18 protein-coding genes are annotated in these 16,604 nt (G+C 31.2%); 6 read left to right on the forward strand and 12 right to left on the reverse strand.

Annotated elements, in window-relative coordinates:
- Window positions 1-109 precede the first annotated feature (109 nt).
- Window positions 110-874, forward strand: coding sequence for an alpha/beta fold hydrolase (locus ABD766_RS03785; RefSeq protein ID WP_344815448.1), 765 nt, complete (start codon window positions 110-112; stop codon window positions 872-874).
- Window positions 875-910: 36 nt separating this feature from the next.
- Window positions 911-1,531 (forward strand): ribosome biogenesis GTP-binding protein YihA/YsxC, encoded by a 621-nt coding sequence (yihA, locus tag ABD766_RS03790; RefSeq protein ID WP_344815449.1) that lies wholly within the window; start codon window positions 911-913, stop codon window positions 1,529-1,531.
- A gap of 36 nt (window positions 1,532-1,567) precedes the next feature.
- On the opposite strand, the gene gldC is transcribed toward yihA, so the two are convergent.
- Together gldC and gldB are read right to left on the reverse strand one after the other, a co-directional pair.
- A complete protein-coding gene (gldC, locus tag ABD766_RS03795) occupies window positions 1,568-1,903 on the reverse strand; it encodes a gliding motility protein GldC (RefSeq protein WP_298304690.1) in 336 nt (111 codons plus the stop codon).
- Complete coding sequence (gene gldB, locus ABD766_RS03800; RefSeq protein ID WP_344815450.1) at window positions 1,896-2,864, reverse strand: gliding motility lipoprotein GldB; 969 nt, start codon at window positions 2,862-2,864, stop codon at window positions 1,896-1,898. Before gldB ends, gldC begins: the two co-directional genes overlap by 8 nt.
- A 58-nt stretch (window positions 2,865-2,922) precedes the next feature.
- Here gldB and nadE point away from each other — a divergent pair, with 58 nt between their 5' ends.
- Window positions 2,923-3,729, forward strand: coding sequence for an NAD(+) synthase (nadE, locus tag ABD766_RS03805; protein WP_344815451.1), 807 nt, complete (start codon window positions 2,923-2,925; stop codon window positions 3,727-3,729).
- 85 nt (window positions 3,730-3,814) lie between these two features.
- Window positions 3,815-4,444: a response regulator transcription factor gene (locus ABD766_RS03810; protein ID WP_298304682.1), complete on the forward strand. Its 630-nt coding sequence runs from the start codon at window positions 3,815-3,817 to the stop codon at window positions 4,442-4,444.
- A gap of 77 nt (window positions 4,445-4,521) precedes the next feature.
- On the opposite strand, the gene dnaG is transcribed toward ABD766_RS03810, so the two are convergent.
- From dnaG to rlmN, 7 genes are all read right to left on the reverse strand, one after another.
- Complete coding sequence (dnaG, locus tag ABD766_RS03815) at window positions 4,522-6,498, reverse strand: DNA primase (RefSeq protein WP_344815452.1); 1,977 nt, start codon at window positions 6,496-6,498, stop codon at window positions 4,522-4,524.
- 128 nt (window positions 6,499-6,626) lie between these two features.
- Window positions 6,627-7,859, reverse strand: coding sequence for a hypothetical protein (locus tag ABD766_RS03820; RefSeq protein WP_344815453.1), 1,233 nt, complete (start codon window positions 7,857-7,859; stop codon window positions 6,627-6,629).
- A gap of 34 nt (window positions 7,860-7,893) precedes the next feature.
- Window positions 7,894-8,625: a hypothetical protein gene (locus ABD766_RS03825; RefSeq protein WP_344815454.1), complete on the reverse strand. Its 732-nt coding sequence runs from the start codon at window positions 8,623-8,625 to the stop codon at window positions 7,894-7,896.
- Window positions 8,612-9,172 (reverse strand): RNA polymerase sigma factor, encoded by a 561-nt coding sequence (locus ABD766_RS03830; RefSeq protein WP_344815455.1) that lies wholly within the window; start codon window positions 9,170-9,172, stop codon window positions 8,612-8,614. The genes ABD766_RS03825 and ABD766_RS03830 overlap by 14 nt, the downstream gene beginning before the upstream one ends.
- Before the next feature lie 132 nt (window positions 9,173-9,304).
- On the reverse strand, window positions 9,305-9,859 hold the full coding sequence (locus ABD766_RS03835; RefSeq protein WP_344815456.1) for a hypothetical protein: 555 nt from the start codon (window positions 9,857-9,859) through the stop codon (window positions 9,305-9,307).
- A 164-nt stretch (window positions 9,860-10,023) separates the two neighbouring features.
- The gene (locus ABD766_RS03840) at window positions 10,024-11,001 is read right to left on the reverse strand and encodes a polyprenyl synthetase family protein (RefSeq protein ID WP_344815457.1); all 978 of its coding nucleotides are present in this window, start codon (window positions 10,999-11,001) and stop codon (window positions 10,024-10,026) included.
- A gap of 63 nt (window positions 11,002-11,064) precedes the next feature.
- Window positions 11,065-12,102, reverse strand: a complete 1,038-nt coding sequence (gene rlmN, locus ABD766_RS03845) for a dual-specificity RNA methyltransferase RlmN (RefSeq protein WP_344815458.1) — start codon at window positions 12,100-12,102, stop codon at window positions 11,065-11,067.
- Between the two features lie 83 nt (window positions 12,103-12,185).
- On the opposite strand from rlmN, the gene ABD766_RS03850 reads away from it, so the two are divergent.
- The gene (locus ABD766_RS03850) at window positions 12,186-12,752 is read left to right on the forward strand and encodes a hypothetical protein (RefSeq protein WP_344815459.1); all 567 of its coding nucleotides are present in this window, start codon (window positions 12,186-12,188) and stop codon (window positions 12,750-12,752) included.
- Between the two features lie 4 nt (window positions 12,753-12,756).
- Window positions 12,757-13,398 (forward strand): O-methyltransferase, encoded by a 642-nt coding sequence (locus ABD766_RS03855; protein ID WP_344815460.1) that lies wholly within the window; start codon window positions 12,757-12,759, stop codon window positions 13,396-13,398.
- On the opposite strand, the gene ABD766_RS03860 is transcribed toward ABD766_RS03855, so the two are convergent.
- Genes ABD766_RS03860 through ABD766_RS03870 form a run of 3 tightly spaced genes read right to left on the reverse strand, consistent with a single transcriptional unit; the run spans window position 13,395 to window position 16,594 of the window.
- Window positions 13,395-13,949 (reverse strand): phosphatase PAP2 family protein, encoded by a 555-nt coding sequence (locus tag ABD766_RS03860; RefSeq protein WP_344815461.1) that lies wholly within the window; start codon window positions 13,947-13,949, stop codon window positions 13,395-13,397. The genes ABD766_RS03855 and ABD766_RS03860 overlap by 4 nt on opposite strands.
- The gene (locus ABD766_RS03865; RefSeq protein ID WP_344815462.1) at window positions 13,949-14,305 is read right to left on the reverse strand and encodes a Sec-independent protein translocase subunit TatA/TatB; all 357 of its coding nucleotides are present in this window, start codon (window positions 14,303-14,305) and stop codon (window positions 13,949-13,951) included. Before ABD766_RS03865 ends, ABD766_RS03860 begins: the two co-directional genes overlap by 1 nt.
- A 39-nt stretch (window positions 14,306-14,344) precedes the next feature.
- A complete protein-coding gene (locus ABD766_RS03870) occupies window positions 14,345-16,594 on the reverse strand; it encodes a M1 family metallopeptidase (protein ID WP_344815463.1) in 2,250 nt (749 codons plus the stop codon).
- Window positions 16,595-16,604: the final 10 nt, after the last annotated feature.

A 16,604-nucleotide genomic window follows, 5' to 3' on the forward strand; every position in this document is an offset into this window, starting at 1 on the left:
AGAAAGAGCATTAAGAAATTGACAAATTCTTCCAAATAAAAGAGGATTAGTTTTGAATTAATATTTAAAAACTTATATTTGTAACAATTGAAAAAATGAGCCAAAGAATATGGATTTAAACGCAGTAAAAGACAAAAAATACAATTACATTGAAGTTGGAGAAGGAACTCCAATTGTTATTTTGCATGGCTTAATGGGTGGATTGAGTAACTTTGAAGGAGTTGCCAAACATTTTTCACAAAAAGGATATAAAATCGTTATTCCTGAATTACCACTTTACACACAAAATATTTTAAAAACTAATGTTAAGGCTTTCGCCAAATATGTGAAAGACTTCATTACTTACAAAGGTTTTGACCGAGTAATTCTTTTAGGAAATTCACTTGGTGGACACATTGCCTTATATCATACAAAAATGTATCCTGAAAAAGTTGCCGGACTTGTAATAACAGGAAGTTCAGGACTTTATGAAAGCGCAATGGGTGATAGTTACCCAAAAAGAGGTGATTATGAATACATTAAAAAGAAAGCAGAAGCTGTTTTTTATGATCCAAAAGTGGCTACAAAAGAAATGGTTGACGAAGTTTTTGGCGTTGTAAATGACAGAATTAAAGTAATAAAAACACTTACCATTGCCAAAAGTGCTATTCGTCACAACATGGCAAAAGATTTACCAAAAATGCATGTAAAAACCTGTTTAATTTGGGGTAAAAATGATGCTGTAACTCCACCAGAAGTAGCTGAAGAATTCCATAAATTAATGCCAAATTCAGATTTATATTGGATTGATAAATGTGGACATGCTGCTATGATGGAACATCCTGATGAGTTCAATAGATTACTTGAAATTTGGTTGACAAAAGAGCATTTGTAAGATTAAAATGATTCAGATTGAATCAAAAAAAATATCATGAAAATTAATACCGCCGAATTTATAATTAGTAATTCAGATGTGAGTAAATGTCCTTTAGAACGTTTGCCTGAATATGCTTTTATTGGTCGTTCCAATGTTGGGAAATCATCATTGATTAACATGTTGACCAATCATAAAAATTTGGCAAAAACATCAGGAAAACCAGGAAAAACTCAGTTGATAAATCACTTTAAAATTAATTCTAATTGGTTTTTGGTTGATTTACCTGGATATGGTTATGCAAGAGTTTCTAAAAAAACAAAAGAAGTTTTTCAGGAATTTATTACCGATTATTTTGAACAAAGAGAACAATTAGTTTGCGCTTTTGTATTAATAGACATTAGACTTGAAGCACAAAAAATTGATTTAGAATTTATAGAATATTTAGGCGAAACAGAAGTTCCGTTTTGTATTATTTTTACTAAAGCAGACAAAATTAGTAAAGGAAAAGTCGCTGCTCATATTGCTGCTTATCGTAAAGAATTGCTAGCAAACAATTGGGAGGAAATGCCACAACATTTTGTAACCTCATCTACAGAAGGAACCGGAAAAGAGGAACTTTTACAATTTATTGATGGTGTAAATCAAGATGTTTTTAAAGAAATGAATGAGTTTTAGATAAACAAAAAATGGTTCGCAATTGCGAACCATTTTTTATCCTTTTAATTCTAATTTCTCAGCAAAATAATCAGTGAAATCTCTCATGGTTGATGCCATTTTTTCATCTTGTGTAGCTCTTTCAAAAGTATCAGCCATTGCTACTAGCGTTTGATGGAAAAAGATTTTCATCTCATCAACAGGCATGTCTTTTGTCCATAAATCAATACGCAAAGTTTCTTTGGCGTTGCTATCCCAAATTGACAAAAGCATAGCTTTAGCTTCTTCAAGCTCTACGCCACCATCTTGCGCTGTCCAAGTTAGTTTATCTGGAACACGATTTTCATCAAGTTCGACTACAAATTTTATTTCTGATGTGATTTTATTACTCATTCTTTTTTGGTTTGTATTTTGATAATTCGAAAATATCTTTTTCGTTCATTTTAATTAAATCTTGGACGGTTACTTTTGGATTGTTCTCCATAAAAGATCGAACAATTTGCCATCCAACCCATTGCCCAATTCTACCTGGCGATTCGTTATCTATTTCTAAATAAAACTTAGAAAATGGAGCCACATTTATAAAACGATTAGCCAATTTAGAATCGGTGCTGTATAACAACTTATCGTTTACAAAATATTCCCAAATGTAACTTTCATTTTCTTTACTCCATTTTATTTGGTCTTCAGAATAGCCAATTCTTTCGGCATCTGAATATTCTGGAAGTAAAATATCTTTTAAGTAAAGTTCTTTTCCAGAGCTTATCATCATTGAAAGCAAATCTTTATCTTTTGGATTAGGCAAAACGCCAAAAGCAAAGCTAGAAACAATATCTGGAAGCATTTGTCTTTGTTCGAAATTTTGTCTCAAGTAAGCTGGAAACTCACTATAAAACTTATGGTCTTTTCCTAAATATAATTCTAAAGCAATTACTAATTTATCATTTGCATAAATCGCTTTACTATTATTATCCATTTCAGAAATAACCGTATAGATTGTTGGCGTTTTAATTGTTGGAAAATAATATTTGATATGTTTAAATAAATCTTCAATTTCAGATTGCTGCGAACTAAAATTTTTATATTTTTTCTTTACTTCTTGATACAATTCTCTCCATTGTGGATGTTGCATCTTATCAATCCAAACCGCATCTGGTGTGCCTTCAGGGAAAAATTCTGGATATTCAGCTTTTACATCAGCCAAATTTTCAGGTTTTGTATCAAAGAAAGCCTGTTCGAAACGAACTACTTTCATTTCGACTGGAATTTCTTCAACAGCTCTTTCGATTTTACTTTTTTTATCGCAAGAGAAAAATAAAACTCCAATTAAGGTGATATAAATATATCTTTTCATTTTTTTATTTAATATTTTTGCAAATATACATTACGAATTCTTAATTCATCTCCAAACTATGCCTAAAAAAAGTACAATTCAGGTAGAAAAAGTAAACGAACACATTGTTAGTTGGTTAAAAACTTATGCTAATAACGCAAAAGTAAATGGTTTTGTTGTAGGAATTTCTGGTGGAGTTGATTCTGCGGTAACTTCTACTCTATGCGCGCAAACTGGCTTAACAACATTATGTATTGAAATGCCAATTCATCAAGCTCAAAATCAAGTAAGTAGAGGACGTGAACACATTGAGCAATTGATGGAACGTTTTCCAAATGTGAGTCGTGCTGAAGCAAATTTAACTCCGATTTATGATAGCTTTAAAACAGAAATGCCAGTCAGTGAAAATGAAATAAAGTATAATTTATCTTTAGCCAATACTAGAGCAAGATTAAGAATGACCACTTTATATTATTTTGCTGGAATTCATGGTTTATTGGTTGCTGGAACAGGAAATAAAGTAGAAGATTTTGGTGTTGGTTTTTATACAAAATATGGCGATGGTGGCGTTGACTTGAGTCCGATAGCCGATTTGATGAAAAGTGATGTTTATGCACTTGGAAGCTATTTAGAAATCCCAAAGTCTATACAAAATGCAGCTCCGACAGATGGTTTATTTGGTGATAATCGAACTGATGAAGACCAACTTGGCGCAAGTTATGACGAATTGGAATGGGCAATGCTTGAGGACGAAAAAGGAAGTAAATCGGAAGACTTTACTGGTCGAGAAAAAGAAGCCTTTGACATCTATAAACGTTTAAATTTCTTAAACCAGCACAAGATGAACCCAATACCAGTTTGTGAGGTTCCAAATGACTTGAAATAATATTTTAACATTGATTCACAATTGTTTGCATTTTTTTTGTAACTTTACAGTAAGATTTTAAATCTTTTATAAAAAAATTAAAATTATGATAAATGTTTGTCTTGCCGATAATTATCCAGTGGTTCATTATGGCGTAAAATCATATTTTAAAGATCATCCAGAAATTAGTGTGGTCTCAAATGTTGGAAATTTCTTTATGGTTCCGGATGCTTTGAGGAATAAAGAAATTAATGTTTTGGTAATAGATCTAGAACTTGACGGATTGAAAAGTATCTACGAATTAAAAGCTATTATAAAAAATTTTCCTAATACTAAAGTTTTAGTTTTTACAAGCTTAAACGAGCAAATTTATGCTCCCAACGCTATAAAAGCTGGAGTTGCTGGATTTGTGCACAAATCTTCCAAATTAGAAACTCTAGGAACTACAATTATTAGAGTTCACCAAGGAATTGTAATGCTTAGTGATAGTATTAAAAGAAATTTAGCTTTGATTGCTAAACAAAATAAAAGCGAACGTCTTTACAGAAAATTATCTAACAGAGAAATTGAAGTACTGCGTTACTTGTGTGACGGAAAGAAAAATAATGAAATTTCGAAGGTTTTAGGACTAAACGAAAAAACAATTTCAACTTACAAATTAAGACTTTTACAAAAACTAAATGTTACTAATTTAGTAGATTTAGTTAATAAAGCGAAAACGTTAGATATCGTATAAAGAAATTCCAATATTTTAAATTCCAAATTCCAATTGATTGTTCGTTGGTATTTGGAATTTTTATTTTGAATACTTACTTAGTTATGTCTAGAAATTACTCTTCCTAATTTTTTGGAGAACATATTGGTTAATCCTAAATAGTCAACTACCATAGATAGTGTTTCTGAATTATCAACTTCGGTTTCTTGCGTTACAGATGATTTTAATTCGTCTATAATTTTATTTACTAAAAACCATCTTAAGGTTAGAATAGTTTCGGAAACGTATTGACTTATGGTTTTGTCTTTTGCTTTTACAAAAATGTTTTTAGCTTCCCAATTGTGCAATGCTTCTCGCTCATCATTCATAAGAATTGACGTTACTTCTTGCGATAATTCTGGCGGTAATTGTGATAAATATTTCTCCAATTCAAAGGTTTCATTCTGATTAAAATAGGTAATCAAATCATCATAAATACTTTTGAATAATGGATTGGCAAGTTCGGTTTCATCTTCTTGTAAACTAAGAAAAATGCGTTGATACACTTTATATCTGTTCATTTCTTTTACCTCAACCATTTCACCTTTCTCATTTGCTTTAAGCAAAACATCTTCAAATTCATCTTCTACATTGCCATAAATTAAAAGAATTTCGATGATTTTGTGTTCCAATTCATATTGAATATCAATGTTAGCAGCAACGACAGGATTTTCATTTTTTACGACTTCAAAAGCGGTTTGTTCTTCTTTTAGTTTTTTGCCTAAATCGGAAATGTCTTTTTTTACTAATTGTGCCAAAGTATTAAAAAGTACATCTTCTGAAATATCCATGATTCTAGAAGTTTCTTTAATGTAAACTTCTCTTTTAATTCTATCTGGAATTTTAGAAATACTGGCTACCATATCGCGAATTAAATCAGCTTTCTTGATAGGATCATTCTTGGCATCTTTCATTAAAAGTGATGCTTTGAATTGGATGAAATCCATAGCATTGTCTTCAAAATACTGAATCAAATCTTGTAAAGGCGTTTTTTTGGCAAAACTATCTGGGTCTTCGCCATCTGGAAAAGTACAAACTCTAACGTTCATTCCTTCCTCCAAAATCAAATCAATTCCACGAATAGAAGCGCGCAAACCTGCTGCATCACCATCAAAAAGAACAGTAACATTTTTCGTCAAACGATTAATTAATCGAATCTGGTCAGGAGTTAAAGCTGTTCCAGAAGAAGAAACTACATTTTCAATTCCGGCTTGATGCATTTGAATTACATCGGTGTAACCTTCTACTAAATAGCAATTATCTTGTTTGGCAATGGCTTGTTTGGCGTGAAATATTCCGTACAAAACTTTACTCTTATGGTACAAATCACTTTCTGGTGAATTTAGATATTTGGCTGCTTTTTTGTCGTTAGTTAAAATTCGACCACCAAAACCCAAAACTCTTCCACTCATGGATTGAATTGGAAACATCACACGACCTTTGAATCGATCAAATTGCTTGTCTTCACCTACAATTGTTAGTCCAGTTTTTTCTAGAAATTCTAATTTGTAGCCTTTTCCGAGAGCTTCTTTTGTAAGCGCATCCCATTGATTTGGAGAATATCCTAAGCTGAATTTCTTTATAGTATCATTAGTAAACCCACGTTCTTTAAAATAAGAAAGCGCAATTGCTTTTCCTTCTTCGGAATTGAGCAACATGTCTTGAAAATATTTAGAAGCAAATTCTGAAACTAGAAATAAACTTTCTTTTTCGTTTGCAACGACTTTATCTTCTTCAGATAGTTCTGTTTCTTCAACTTCAATATTGTATTTTTTTGCTAAAAATCGGATAGCTTCTGGATAGGTAAACTGCGAATGCTCCATCAAAAAAGCTATGGCATTTCCACCTTTTCCTGACGAAAAATCTTTCCAAATTCCTTTGGCAGGCGAAACCATGAACGAAGGTGAACGCTCATCAGAAAACGGACTCAATCCTTTAAAGTTACTTCCGGCGCGTTTTAATTGTACAAAATCGCCAATAACTTCCTCTACTCGAGCAGCTTCGTAAACTTTATCTATGGTTTCTTTGGTTATCAATTTTGGATTTTTAGATTTTTAGATTTTGGGAAATCATAAAAATTGTATTGTGTAAAAATACATATTTTTTTAAATAAAAGAGACGCGATAAATCGCGCCTCTACAAATATAACTAACCCAACAAATTTTTAATTAAAATCGAAACGTACTCCTAAAGAAATATTATTTTGTTTTACAACATTATCCTGAAATATTGGATTCAAATCGTATTTTAAATATAAACTTGTTTCTCCATAACCTAAATATGTACTCAATCCGTAGATGAAATTTGAGGCATTGAAATCACCTTTTGCTTTTTCATCATAATCAATATCGTCGATTTTATATTCTGTTTTTTGTTTTGATTTAATTCTAACTCCTGCATAACCTCCAATTCCAAAACGAAGCCTTTCATGAGTTCTAAAATAAGTTTTTCCATCTTTTTCTTTTTTCTTAGTAAAATCAAATTCTAAATGCAATGGCGCTACTAAATACACATTTCTAAATCGAGAACTTTTTAAATCAATTGTGCTGGTTTGCAATGTTGTTTGATTTCCATTTACAGCAAAAACTCTATTTTCTGTTGGTCTCAAATCGTTATACATTACTGATGCTCCATATTTTAAATGTAATAAGTTGTCATTTTTAAATAATCTTGAATTATAAGAGAAACCCCATTCGTAAAAACGTGAACCAGCAAATTTAAAATCTGAATTCTCTACAGAACCATCAGTAACTACATTGTTTAAACCTAGAGCAAAAACAAATTGTGAAGTTGTTCTTCGTTCTCTATATTCATAATGTTTCTTTCTTTTAACAGAATCGTTTTCATAAGTTAGAACCAATCTTTTACCTATTCTTACAGTTGATGAATCAGTAGTCTTAGAATCTGCTATTTTCCCATTTACTTTTTGCTGAACTAAATCTTTTAATTCTTCTTGAGCAACAGCAATACGGTTTTCAATAATTGTTGCTCTAGCTTGTGCTAAATCTTTCTTTTTTGCATCTGCTTGTTCTTTGGTAATTGAACCATTTTCTAATTGAACGTTGACTGCTTCAACCTCTGATTTAAGAGTTGCTTTTTCTTCTTTTGTAATGTTTTCGATTTTGTCAGCAATAGCTTTTGCTTTGCTTTCAAAAGAATTATCTACATATTTAGCTACGACTTCTTTTCTCTTCTCCTTAATTTGTTCTTTTCTTTCTTTAATTTGTTCTTTTCTTTCATTAATTTGTTCTTTTCTTTCATTAATTTGTTCCTTTCGGTCTTCTTGAGCTACCATTTTGCTCGCAAAAAGGCATAGTAATAGTGCTAAGTAAATTGTAAAATTTTTACTCACGCGATAATAATTGTCTTTTTTGTATTCGTGAATCTTCGATTTCATGATTTCTAATTTGTTAAGTGATTAATTGATGATTTTATTCTTGATTTCTATTGGCAAGTGCCACTTTTACTTCTTGGTAATTTTTACCGATTCTATTGATTACTTTTTGTCTGAATGTTTGTTCTAATTCTCCGTCGACTTGAGACAACAAACTGTTGGCGTTTACTTTAACTTTTGCGTTAGCTTCTTTTTTTGAAGTTTTTTCTACTGATGCCAATAAATCATCCACATTGACAGCGACTTTTTTTGGCATTTCAATTTTCTCTTGAGAAATGATTCTTGGCATATCTTTCTGAGCGATGACTTCAGTAGCTTGATATTCGATTTCTTTCTCTTTGTTGATGATTGGATTAACTCCTGTTTTTTGATTATTTTGATTGAAACTCTCTGATGATTTTTTGTTAATTATTTGTGGTTTATTATTTATTGCTGCAACTTGTTCTTCTTGTTGATTTGTTATCTCGTTAGTGAAATTTTGCTTTGTGATTACTGAATCGTTTTGTTCTTTATTGTTTTCAACTTCTTTAGTAACAATTTGGTTGTCAGTTCCAGAAACTTCTTCTTTTTGATTTATAAAAAACAAACCAACTGACAGAAAAACCAAAATGCTTGCAGCAATGTATAACCAGCCAAAAGAACGCTTTGTTTTTTTTTCTTCTGCAACAGAAAGCATAGCGTCTAGTCTATCCCAAGACATTACGCTGGGCTGTATTTCTCGAGAATTTAACTTCTCTTTTATTTGGGTTTCTAATTTATTCTGTGCCATTTTCATAATTTTTTAATTTGCTTATGCTGTTTTGCAACATTTTTCTAGCATGTGATAATTGCGATTTTGATGTTCCTTCATTAATTCCAAGCATTTCTGCAATTTCTTGGTGCTTATATCCTTCAATCGCATAAAGGTTGAACACCATTTTATATCCGTCAGGTAAATTGTCTATCAAAAATTGAATGTCTTCAACAGAAAACTGACTTTCTATGTTATTGAAACTTTCTTCGAAATAATTCTCATCCTCAATGAACTTTACTTTTTTCTGAACTCTGATATAAGAAATGCATTCATTTATCATTATTCTTCTTATCCAACCTTCAAAACTTCCTTCATGTTTGAAATTTTTTAAATTGGTGAAGACTTTCATAAAAGCAGTAATCATTATATCTTCAGCTTGATGTAAATCTTTAATATACTGCCTACATACACTTAACATTTTTGGAGAAAATTTAGAATAAATCTTGTGTTGTGCATGACGATTATTCTCGACAGCCAATTCGATTAATTCTTTTTCTTCTTGATGTAAGTTGATCACTTTCATTATTTAGTATTCAGTCTCAGTTTTCAGTTTTCAGTTATTTGCTTTAAAACAGTCTTCTATTAGCATAGACGAATGTAGTTGCAAAATGGTTGCATGATAATGTGAAAATTTATCAATTATTTAATGTAGCAATTAATTATTTGAAAAAACTTCATTTAAATTTCCATTTTCTAAATCAAAAATCATTATTTTTTGAACTTCACCCGATAAATCTTTTATTCCGTTTTCTTGTTCAATGAAAACAATTTTTTTTGTTTCATTATTGATTTCCCAATCTCTAATTGTAAAATTGGAACTTGAAATTTTAACTAATTTAAAATCATTAAGTGAGATTAAATATAACTCATTTACAGAATTTGAAGCTTTAGGGAGTGTTTTTTCAACTTCAGAATAACATTCTAAAACAACAAATTTAGAACCTAAATAATTGACCTCAATATTTGAAATAATTTTTCTCAAATTGGTGGTTTTAGGAAGAATTACTTCTTTAGTTTGACTGGATTTGGTATTAATGAATATAATTTTGGCATTTTCCTTTTTTATTGCAACTTTAGAGAAATTTGCAGTGTAAGTGACTAAAAAATCTGTTGATTCGATATTTTGTAATGTTCCAAAATTTGCTCTGTCTAACTTTTGAGCTTCAACAAAAACTGATACTAATAAAACCATTAAAGTGACTTTTTTCATGATGTTAAAGTTTAATTTCTATTAGCATAGACGAATGTAGTTGCAAAAAGGTTGCATGATAATGTTAAAATTTATCAATTATTTAATGTAGCAATTGTAAAACACTCAATTACAAATAATTAAATAGTTACATCAATCAATTGTTACATTAATTAATTATTACATTATTTCTTTCTTTCAATAACGTAGTTTACCATTAAGGTCAAACTATCTTTATAGGTAGAATTTGGGAAGTTTTGTATTAAAGCAAGAGCTTCTTGTTGGAATTGTGCCATTTTTTGTTCTGCATAAGTAAGTCCGTTTTTGTCTTTTACAAATTGGATGACTTCTTTCACTCGCTTTTTGTCTTTATTGTGATTTTTAATTGAATTGATGCACCAACTTTTTTCTTTATTAGAACAATTGTTCAATGCATAAATTAGTGGCAACGTCATTTTTTGCTCTTTAATATCAATTCCTGTTGGTTTTCCTATGGCTTCATCAGTATAATCAAACAAGTCGTCTTTTATTTGAAAAGCCATTCCGATAAGTTCACCAAACTTACGCATGGTTTCAACTTGAGCTTCATCTTCTGAAACCGAACGAGCTCCAAGTGCACAGCAAGCTGCAATAAGTGTAGCTGTTTTTTGGCGAATGATTTCATAATAAATATCTTCAGTAATATCGAGACGTCTTGCTTTTTCAATTTGAAGCAATTCGCCTTCACTCATTTCGCGAACTGCAACAGAAATTATTCGAAGTAAATCAAAATCACCATGGTCAATGGAAAGCAATAAACCTTTTGAAAGTAAATAATCTCCAACAAGGACTGCAATTTTGTTTTTCCAAAGTGCATTTATTGAGAAAAAACCTCTTCTACGATTACTATCATCAACGACATCATCGTGAACCAAAGTTGCGGTGTGAATCAATTCAATTACACATGCGCCACGATAGGTTCTTTCTTCAACACTTCCGCCAGAAATCATTTTTGCAGTTAAAAAAACAAACATTGGTCGCATTTGTTTTCCTTTTCTATTTACAATATAATAGGTGATTCTATTTAACAACGCTACTTTAGAAGACATCGATTCGTAGAACTTTTTCTCGAAAAGCTCCATTTCTTGCAGAATAGGTTGTTTTATTTGTGAAGTAATATTCATTGGTTTCAAAGGTAGTTAAATTGAAAATACTTCACAAAAGATGGTGTTAAGCTTATAAAAAATTTATGATTTGTTGGCTAATTGACCACAAGCGGCATCTATATCTTTACCGCGACTTCTTCTTACTTTTGCAACAATATCATATTTAGAAAGCTCTTTGATGTAAAGATTTATAGCTTCATCTGATGCTTGTTGGAATTTGCCATCGTCAATAGGATTGTATTCGATAAGATTGACCTTACAAGGAACGTACTTACAGAATTTTACTAAAGCATCAACTGCTTCTTTATTGTCGTTTATTCCTTTCCAAACTACATATTCGTAGGTGATTTTGCTTTTGGTTTTTTTGTACCAATATTCTAAAGATTCGCGTAAATCAGCTAATGGAAAATTTTTACTAAAAGGCATGATTCGCGCACGAACCTCATCAATTGCTGAATGTAAAGAAACTGCCAATTTGAATTTCACTTCGTCATCAGCCATTTTCTTAATCATTTTAGGAATTCCTGATGTTGAAACCGTGATTCTCTTTGGTGACATTCCTAAACCTTCATCAGAAGTAATCATGTCTATGGCTTTGATTACATTATTGTAATTCATCAAAGGCTCTCCCATTCCCATAAAAACTATATTTGAAAGAGGTCTGTTATGATAAATTTTACTTTCATTATCAATAGCTAGAACTTGGTCGTAAATCTCACCTGGTTCAAGATTTCGCATTCTTTTTAATCGAGCAGTCGCACAAAAATTACAATCCAAACTACAACCAACTTGCGATGAAACACAAGCCGTAGTTCTGGTATTTGTTGGAATCAAAACCGACTCTACAATTAAACCATCGTGAAGTCGGACGGCATTTTTAACTGTTCCATCTTCACTGCGTTGCATAGTATCCACTTTGATATGATTGATTACAAAATTTGCTTCAAGCATAGCCCTTGTTTCTTTGGAAACATTAGTCATATCTTCAAATGAATGTGCTCCTTTGCTCCAAAGCCATTCATAAACTTGATTTCCACGAAAAGCTTTATCGCCATTAGCAACAAAAAAATCACGAAGTTGTTCTTTAGAAAGTGTTCGAATGTCTTTTTTCTCAATCATGGTGCAAAGGTAAAACAATTTACGGAATAAGAAATTTGCTAGTATAGATTGAATGCTTTACTTTTAAATTTTATTTTGAATATATGAAACAACTTTCATTTTTACTTATAATCATACTGTTAATTAGTTGCAAGTCAACAGAAAAAACAAATGGTTATGGAGAACAAGACACAACTTGCAGAAAGTATGAAAACAATATTACCTTTGTTCACAATCGATTCAATCCTATTTTGAAAGTTGTAGGCAAATGGAGAGAGCTTTCTATGAATTCAGAATTTTATGTAAATTCAAAAAACAAGATTGCTATTTCTAATGAAAAAAATGAAGTTTTACATCTCATTGTAGCTAAACATCATTCTTGTAAACTTTGTAAAGAAGGAAATAAAGATATGCTTCACAAACATGATCCATTTTTATCGAGTCTCAAAAGAAAAATAGCTTTTTGGAAAAACTATGAAAAATATTCAATCGAATTGTTAGAAACAAATGATGAAAATTACGCAATTTATTTACTTTCGAATGAAAACGAAAAAAGAACAGTCCTTTTTGGGTTGAAAAACGAAACGTTTTATGATTTTATATTATTAAACTCTAAACTAGAAAAACAATCACAAGCTAAATTATTAATGGACTCTTACATATTAAATTAAAATCATGCATTTCATATCAGAAGAATTAGAAAATTACGTTGAGCAACATTCACAAAATGAGCCTGAATTATTGGTGAAATTATTTAAAGAAACACATCAAAAAATATTACAACCTAGAATGTTGAGTGGGCATTTTCAAGGAAGAGTCTTGAGCATGTTGTCAAAAATCATTAATCCAAAAAACATTCTAGAAATTGGAACTTATACTGGTTATGCAGCATTATGTTTAGCTGAAGGAATGCAAAAAGAAGGCACATTAGACACAATAGACGTAAAAGAGGAATTGGTGTCTATACAACAAAAATACTTTGATTTATCACCTTGGAAAGGACAAATCTTTGCACATCTAGGTGATGCTTTAGAAATTATTCCTACGTTAAATAAGAAATATGATTTGGTTTTTATTGATGCTGACAAAGAAAACTACATCAATTATTTCAACATGATTGTTCCAATAATGAACAAAGGAGGAATTATTTTATCTGATAATGTACTTTGGAGTGGAAAAGTTTTGGAAGAATTGAATCCGAAAGATATGAGTACCAAAATACTTTTGGAATACAATCAATTAGTTAATAAAGATGCAAGAGTTGAAACCGTTTTACTTCCTATACGCGATGGATTGACTGTTTCTAGAGTACTTTAATCCTTTAGAATATACTTCTGATATATTTTATAGAAAACAAATCCGAATGTAGCTCCAAAAGCGTATCCTGTTAGAATGTCTGTTGGAAAATGTAGTCCAAGATAAATTCTACTGAATGCAAATATTAGCGGAAATAAGAATAGTAACAAGGCATATTTGTAATATCTTCTAATTATTAAAAATACAAAAACAGTTGTAGCCATTGAATTCGTAGCATGACCTGAAAAGAAACTATAGGAATCACTTGGTTTAACAATTCTAATAATATTTTTCAAATCTAAGTCATTACAAGGACGTAATCTTTGAAAATGATTTTTAAATAAATTGGATGTTTGATCGCTTACTAAAATCAACAATGTGATGAATACCAATGCGATTAGAAAGTTTTTCCAGCCAATTTTCTTTGCTAAAAAATAAAAAACTAGAAGAAAATAAGGCGTCCAATAGACTTGTTTAGTTATTATCAACCAAAATCCATCAAACGATTCGGAGCCTAATCCATTTAAGAAAACCAATAAATCTTTGTCTATCGCAATGATTTTTTCGAGCATTACCTTTGTCTTTTTATAGGTCCGGTTAGACTTTCTAAATCTTCTTTAATTTCATTGATACCCGAAGTGGCATCAGTTAGTGCATTGGACGTAAAATCTGGTGAAGTAACCGAAACGCTTTCTTTTACTTTATCTACTTCTTCTGTGAAGGAAGAAGTTACTTGCTTAAAAGAGGAATTTATTTCTTCAACATCGGCACTCTTTTGAATTTCAGTTTTAATTTCATTCGTAGCGTGCTTTAAATTGGCCATAACTTTTCCAAAGGTTCTTGCTGCTTCTGGTATTTTGTCTGTTCCAAAAAGCATAAGAGCTATAAAAATGATGAAAATTAATTCGCCTCCACCTATTCCAAACATATTCTTTTCTTTTTATTGATTTGCAAAGTTACAAAGTTCTTAGTCAAATTTAGATTTTACTTCTGCTTTTGGCCAAGTATTATTTGCTGTATCAACATCTGCGGTTTCTAATTTTGGATCAAGAACAATTTTAGTAATTACTTTTTGTGTTGCAAAAGTTCTACTTACTTCTTTATCATTCATTCTCCAAATCTGTGCTGGGAATTTTTGAATTTCAGTTGTACCATCTTCAAAAGTTAATTCAACGATAATTGGCATAACTAATCCTCCTGGTTTATCAAAAGTTACTTGATAGAAATACTTTGGATCTTTCAATTTTGCTTTCTCTTCTGCAGAAAAAGTTTTATTTACATATTCATCAAGAGCTTGAAAATCTTTAATTTGAAAAGGTTTGTTCATTTCTGGCTTGTAATCTTCACTTCCATCAGCAACCATATAAACCATTGGTCCAGAATTTGAATTTCTACGACGTCTTTTCTTCATGAACTCTTCTACTTCTTTAGTTGGTTCATTGCTAACAAAGAATTTTTTAACTTCTTTTATTCCGATATCATTATTATCGGTTGTGTAGAACCATCCTCTCCAAAACCAATCTAAATCAAACGCCGAAGCATCTTCCATAGTTCTAAAGAAATCTTCTGGTGTTGGATGCTTAAACTTCCATCTGTTTGCGTAAGTTTTAAAAGCATAATCAAATAATTCTCTACCCATAATTGTTTCACGAAGAATGTTCAATCCAGCAGCTGGTTTTCCGTAAGCGTTATTTCCAAATTGGCGAATACTTTCAGAATTTGACATAATTGGTTCAAGACCTTTTTGATCGCCACTCATGTAAGGAACGATATTTTTTGCTGGACCTCTATCTGCTGGAAAGTTTGGATCCCATTCCATTAAAGCCATATATTCCATAAAAGAATTTAAACCTTCATCCATCCAAGTCCATTGACGCTCATCAGAATTTACAATCATTGGAAAGAAATTATGTCCAACTTCATGCACAATTACACTTATCATTCCGTTTTTAACTCTATCAGAATATTTACCATCTGCATCTGGTCTTCCCCAGTTCCAACAAATCATTGGATACTCCATTCCTTGATCTTGTGCGTGAACAGAAACCGCTTTTGGATAAGGATAATCAAACGTATGATTAGAATAACTTTTTAAGGTATGTGCCACTGCTTTAGTAGAATATTCACCCCAAAGTGGATTTCCTTCTTTTGGATAAACCGAAACTGCCATTGCTGTTTTAGAATTTAATTTGACAGCCATTGCATCATAGATGAACTTTCTAGAAGTTGCAATTCCGAAATCACGAACGTTTTCTGCTTTGAATTTCCATGTTTTTTTCTTGTCAGAGAAACCTTTTTCTGCTGCTTCAGCTTCTTCTTGAGTAACTACTACAACTGGTTTGTCAAAAGTTTTTTCTGCAATTGCTAATCTTGCAAGTTGAGCTGTAGTAAAAACTTCTTGTCTATTTAATAAAGTTCCAGTTGCTTCCATTATGTGGTCTGCCGGAACAGTTATATTAACTTCAAAATTTCCAAAAGGAAGTGTGAATTCTCCTGAACCCCAAAATTGTTGATTTTGCCATCCTTCTACATCATTATACACTGCCATTCTTGGATAAAACTGAGCTAGAATGTACAAGTTGTTTCCATCTTTATCGAAATGCTCGTATCCTGAACGTCCGCCATCTAACAAATAGTTATTGATATTGTACCACCATTTTATTGAAAAGGTAATTTTCTCTTTATGCTTTAAAACTTTTGGTAATTCAATACGCATCATCGTTTGATTGATGGTGTATTGCATTGGTTTGCCAGTAGCATCTTTTACAAATTCAATATTGAAACCGCCATCAAATTTTTCTTCTAAGTATTTTCTTGAAAATCCTTGAACTCCTATTGCAGGATCTGTTTTTTCTCCATTGACAAGTGGCGAAAGCGATTTTCTAGATTGTTGATTTTGATCCAATTGTAACCATAAATAATCTAATGATTCTTTGGCGTTATTGGTGTAAGTGATAGTTTCTTCACCATATAGTTTGGTGTTTTTATCATCCAATTCAATATTGATTTTATAATCGGCTTGTTGCTGATAATATTCTGGACCTGGTGCTCCAGATGCTGTTCTGTACATATTGGGAGTTGCCAATAAATCATACATTTGTTTGAATTTATCTGGATTTCTCTCAGAAGATGGAGTTGCTTTTGGTGCTTCTTGAGCAAAGCTACCTACTGTGAACAACAATAAACCAACATTTAAAATAGCATAATTAAATCTCATACCTAAAATA

Source organism: Flavobacterium cheonanense (genome assembly GCF_039539185.1).
Classification (GTDB): Bacteria; Bacteroidota; Bacteroidia; order Flavobacteriales; family Flavobacteriaceae; genus Flavobacterium; species Flavobacterium cheonanense.

What these genes read in the sequence shown, in the direction of transcription:
- rlmN (WP_344815458.1), bottom strand. Translation starts at nt 12,102, where the DNA reads ATGATTGAGAAAAAAGACATTCGAACACTTTCTAAAGAACAACTTCGT.
- ABD766_RS03840 (WP_344815457.1), bottom strand. Translation starts at nt 11,001, where the DNA reads ATGAATATTACTTCACAAATAAAACAACCTATTCTGCAAGAAATGGAG.
- ABD766_RS03810 (WP_298304682.1), top strand. Translation starts at nt 3,815, where the DNA reads ATGATAAATGTTTGTCTTGCCGATAATTATCCAGTGGTTCATTATGGC.
- ABD766_RS03855 (WP_344815460.1), top strand. Translation starts at nt 12,757, where the DNA reads ATGCATTTCATATCAGAAGAATTAGAAAATTACGTTGAGCAACATTCA.
- ABD766_RS03785 (WP_344815448.1), top strand. Translation starts at nt 110, where the DNA reads ATGGATTTAAACGCAGTAAAAGACAAAAAATACAATTACATTGAAGTT.
- nadE (WP_344815451.1), top strand. Translation starts at nt 2,923, where the DNA reads ATGCCTAAAAAAAGTACAATTCAGGTAGAAAAAGTAAACGAACACATT.
- ABD766_RS03850 (WP_344815459.1), top strand. Translation starts at nt 12,186, where the DNA reads ATGAAACAACTTTCATTTTTACTTATAATCATACTGTTAATTAGTTGC.
- gldB (WP_344815450.1), bottom strand. Translation starts at nt 2,864, where the DNA reads ATGAAAAGATATATTTATATCACCTTAATTGGAGTTTTATTTTTCTCT.
- ABD766_RS03830 (WP_344815455.1), bottom strand. Translation starts at nt 9,172, where the DNA reads ATGAAAGTGATCAACTTACATCAAGAAGAAAAAGAATTAATCGAATTG.
- ABD766_RS03825 (WP_344815454.1), bottom strand. Translation starts at nt 8,625, where the DNA reads ATGGCACAGAATAAATTAGAAACCCAAATAAAAGAGAAGTTAAATTCT.
- ABD766_RS03870 (WP_344815463.1), bottom strand. Translation starts at nt 16,594, where the DNA reads ATGAGATTTAATTATGCTATTTTAAATGTTGGTTTATTGTTGTTCACA.
- ABD766_RS03820 (WP_344815453.1), bottom strand. Translation starts at nt 7,859, where the DNA reads ATGAAATCGAAGATTCACGAATACAAAAAAGACAATTATTATCGCGTG.
- yihA (WP_344815449.1), top strand. Translation starts at nt 911, where the DNA reads ATGAAAATTAATACCGCCGAATTTATAATTAGTAATTCAGATGTGAGT.
- gldC (WP_298304690.1), bottom strand. Translation starts at nt 1,903, where the DNA reads ATGAGTAATAAAATCACATCAGAAATAAAATTTGTAGTCGAACTTGAT.
- ABD766_RS03835 (WP_344815456.1), bottom strand. Translation starts at nt 9,859, where the DNA reads ATGAAAAAAGTCACTTTAATGGTTTTATTAGTATCAGTTTTTGTTGAA.
- ABD766_RS03865 (WP_344815462.1), bottom strand. Translation starts at nt 14,305, where the DNA reads ATGTTTGGAATAGGTGGAGGCGAATTAATTTTCATCATTTTTATAGCT.
- ABD766_RS03860 (WP_344815461.1), bottom strand. Translation starts at nt 13,949, where the DNA reads ATGCTCGAAAAAATCATTGCGATAGACAAAGATTTATTGGTTTTCTTA.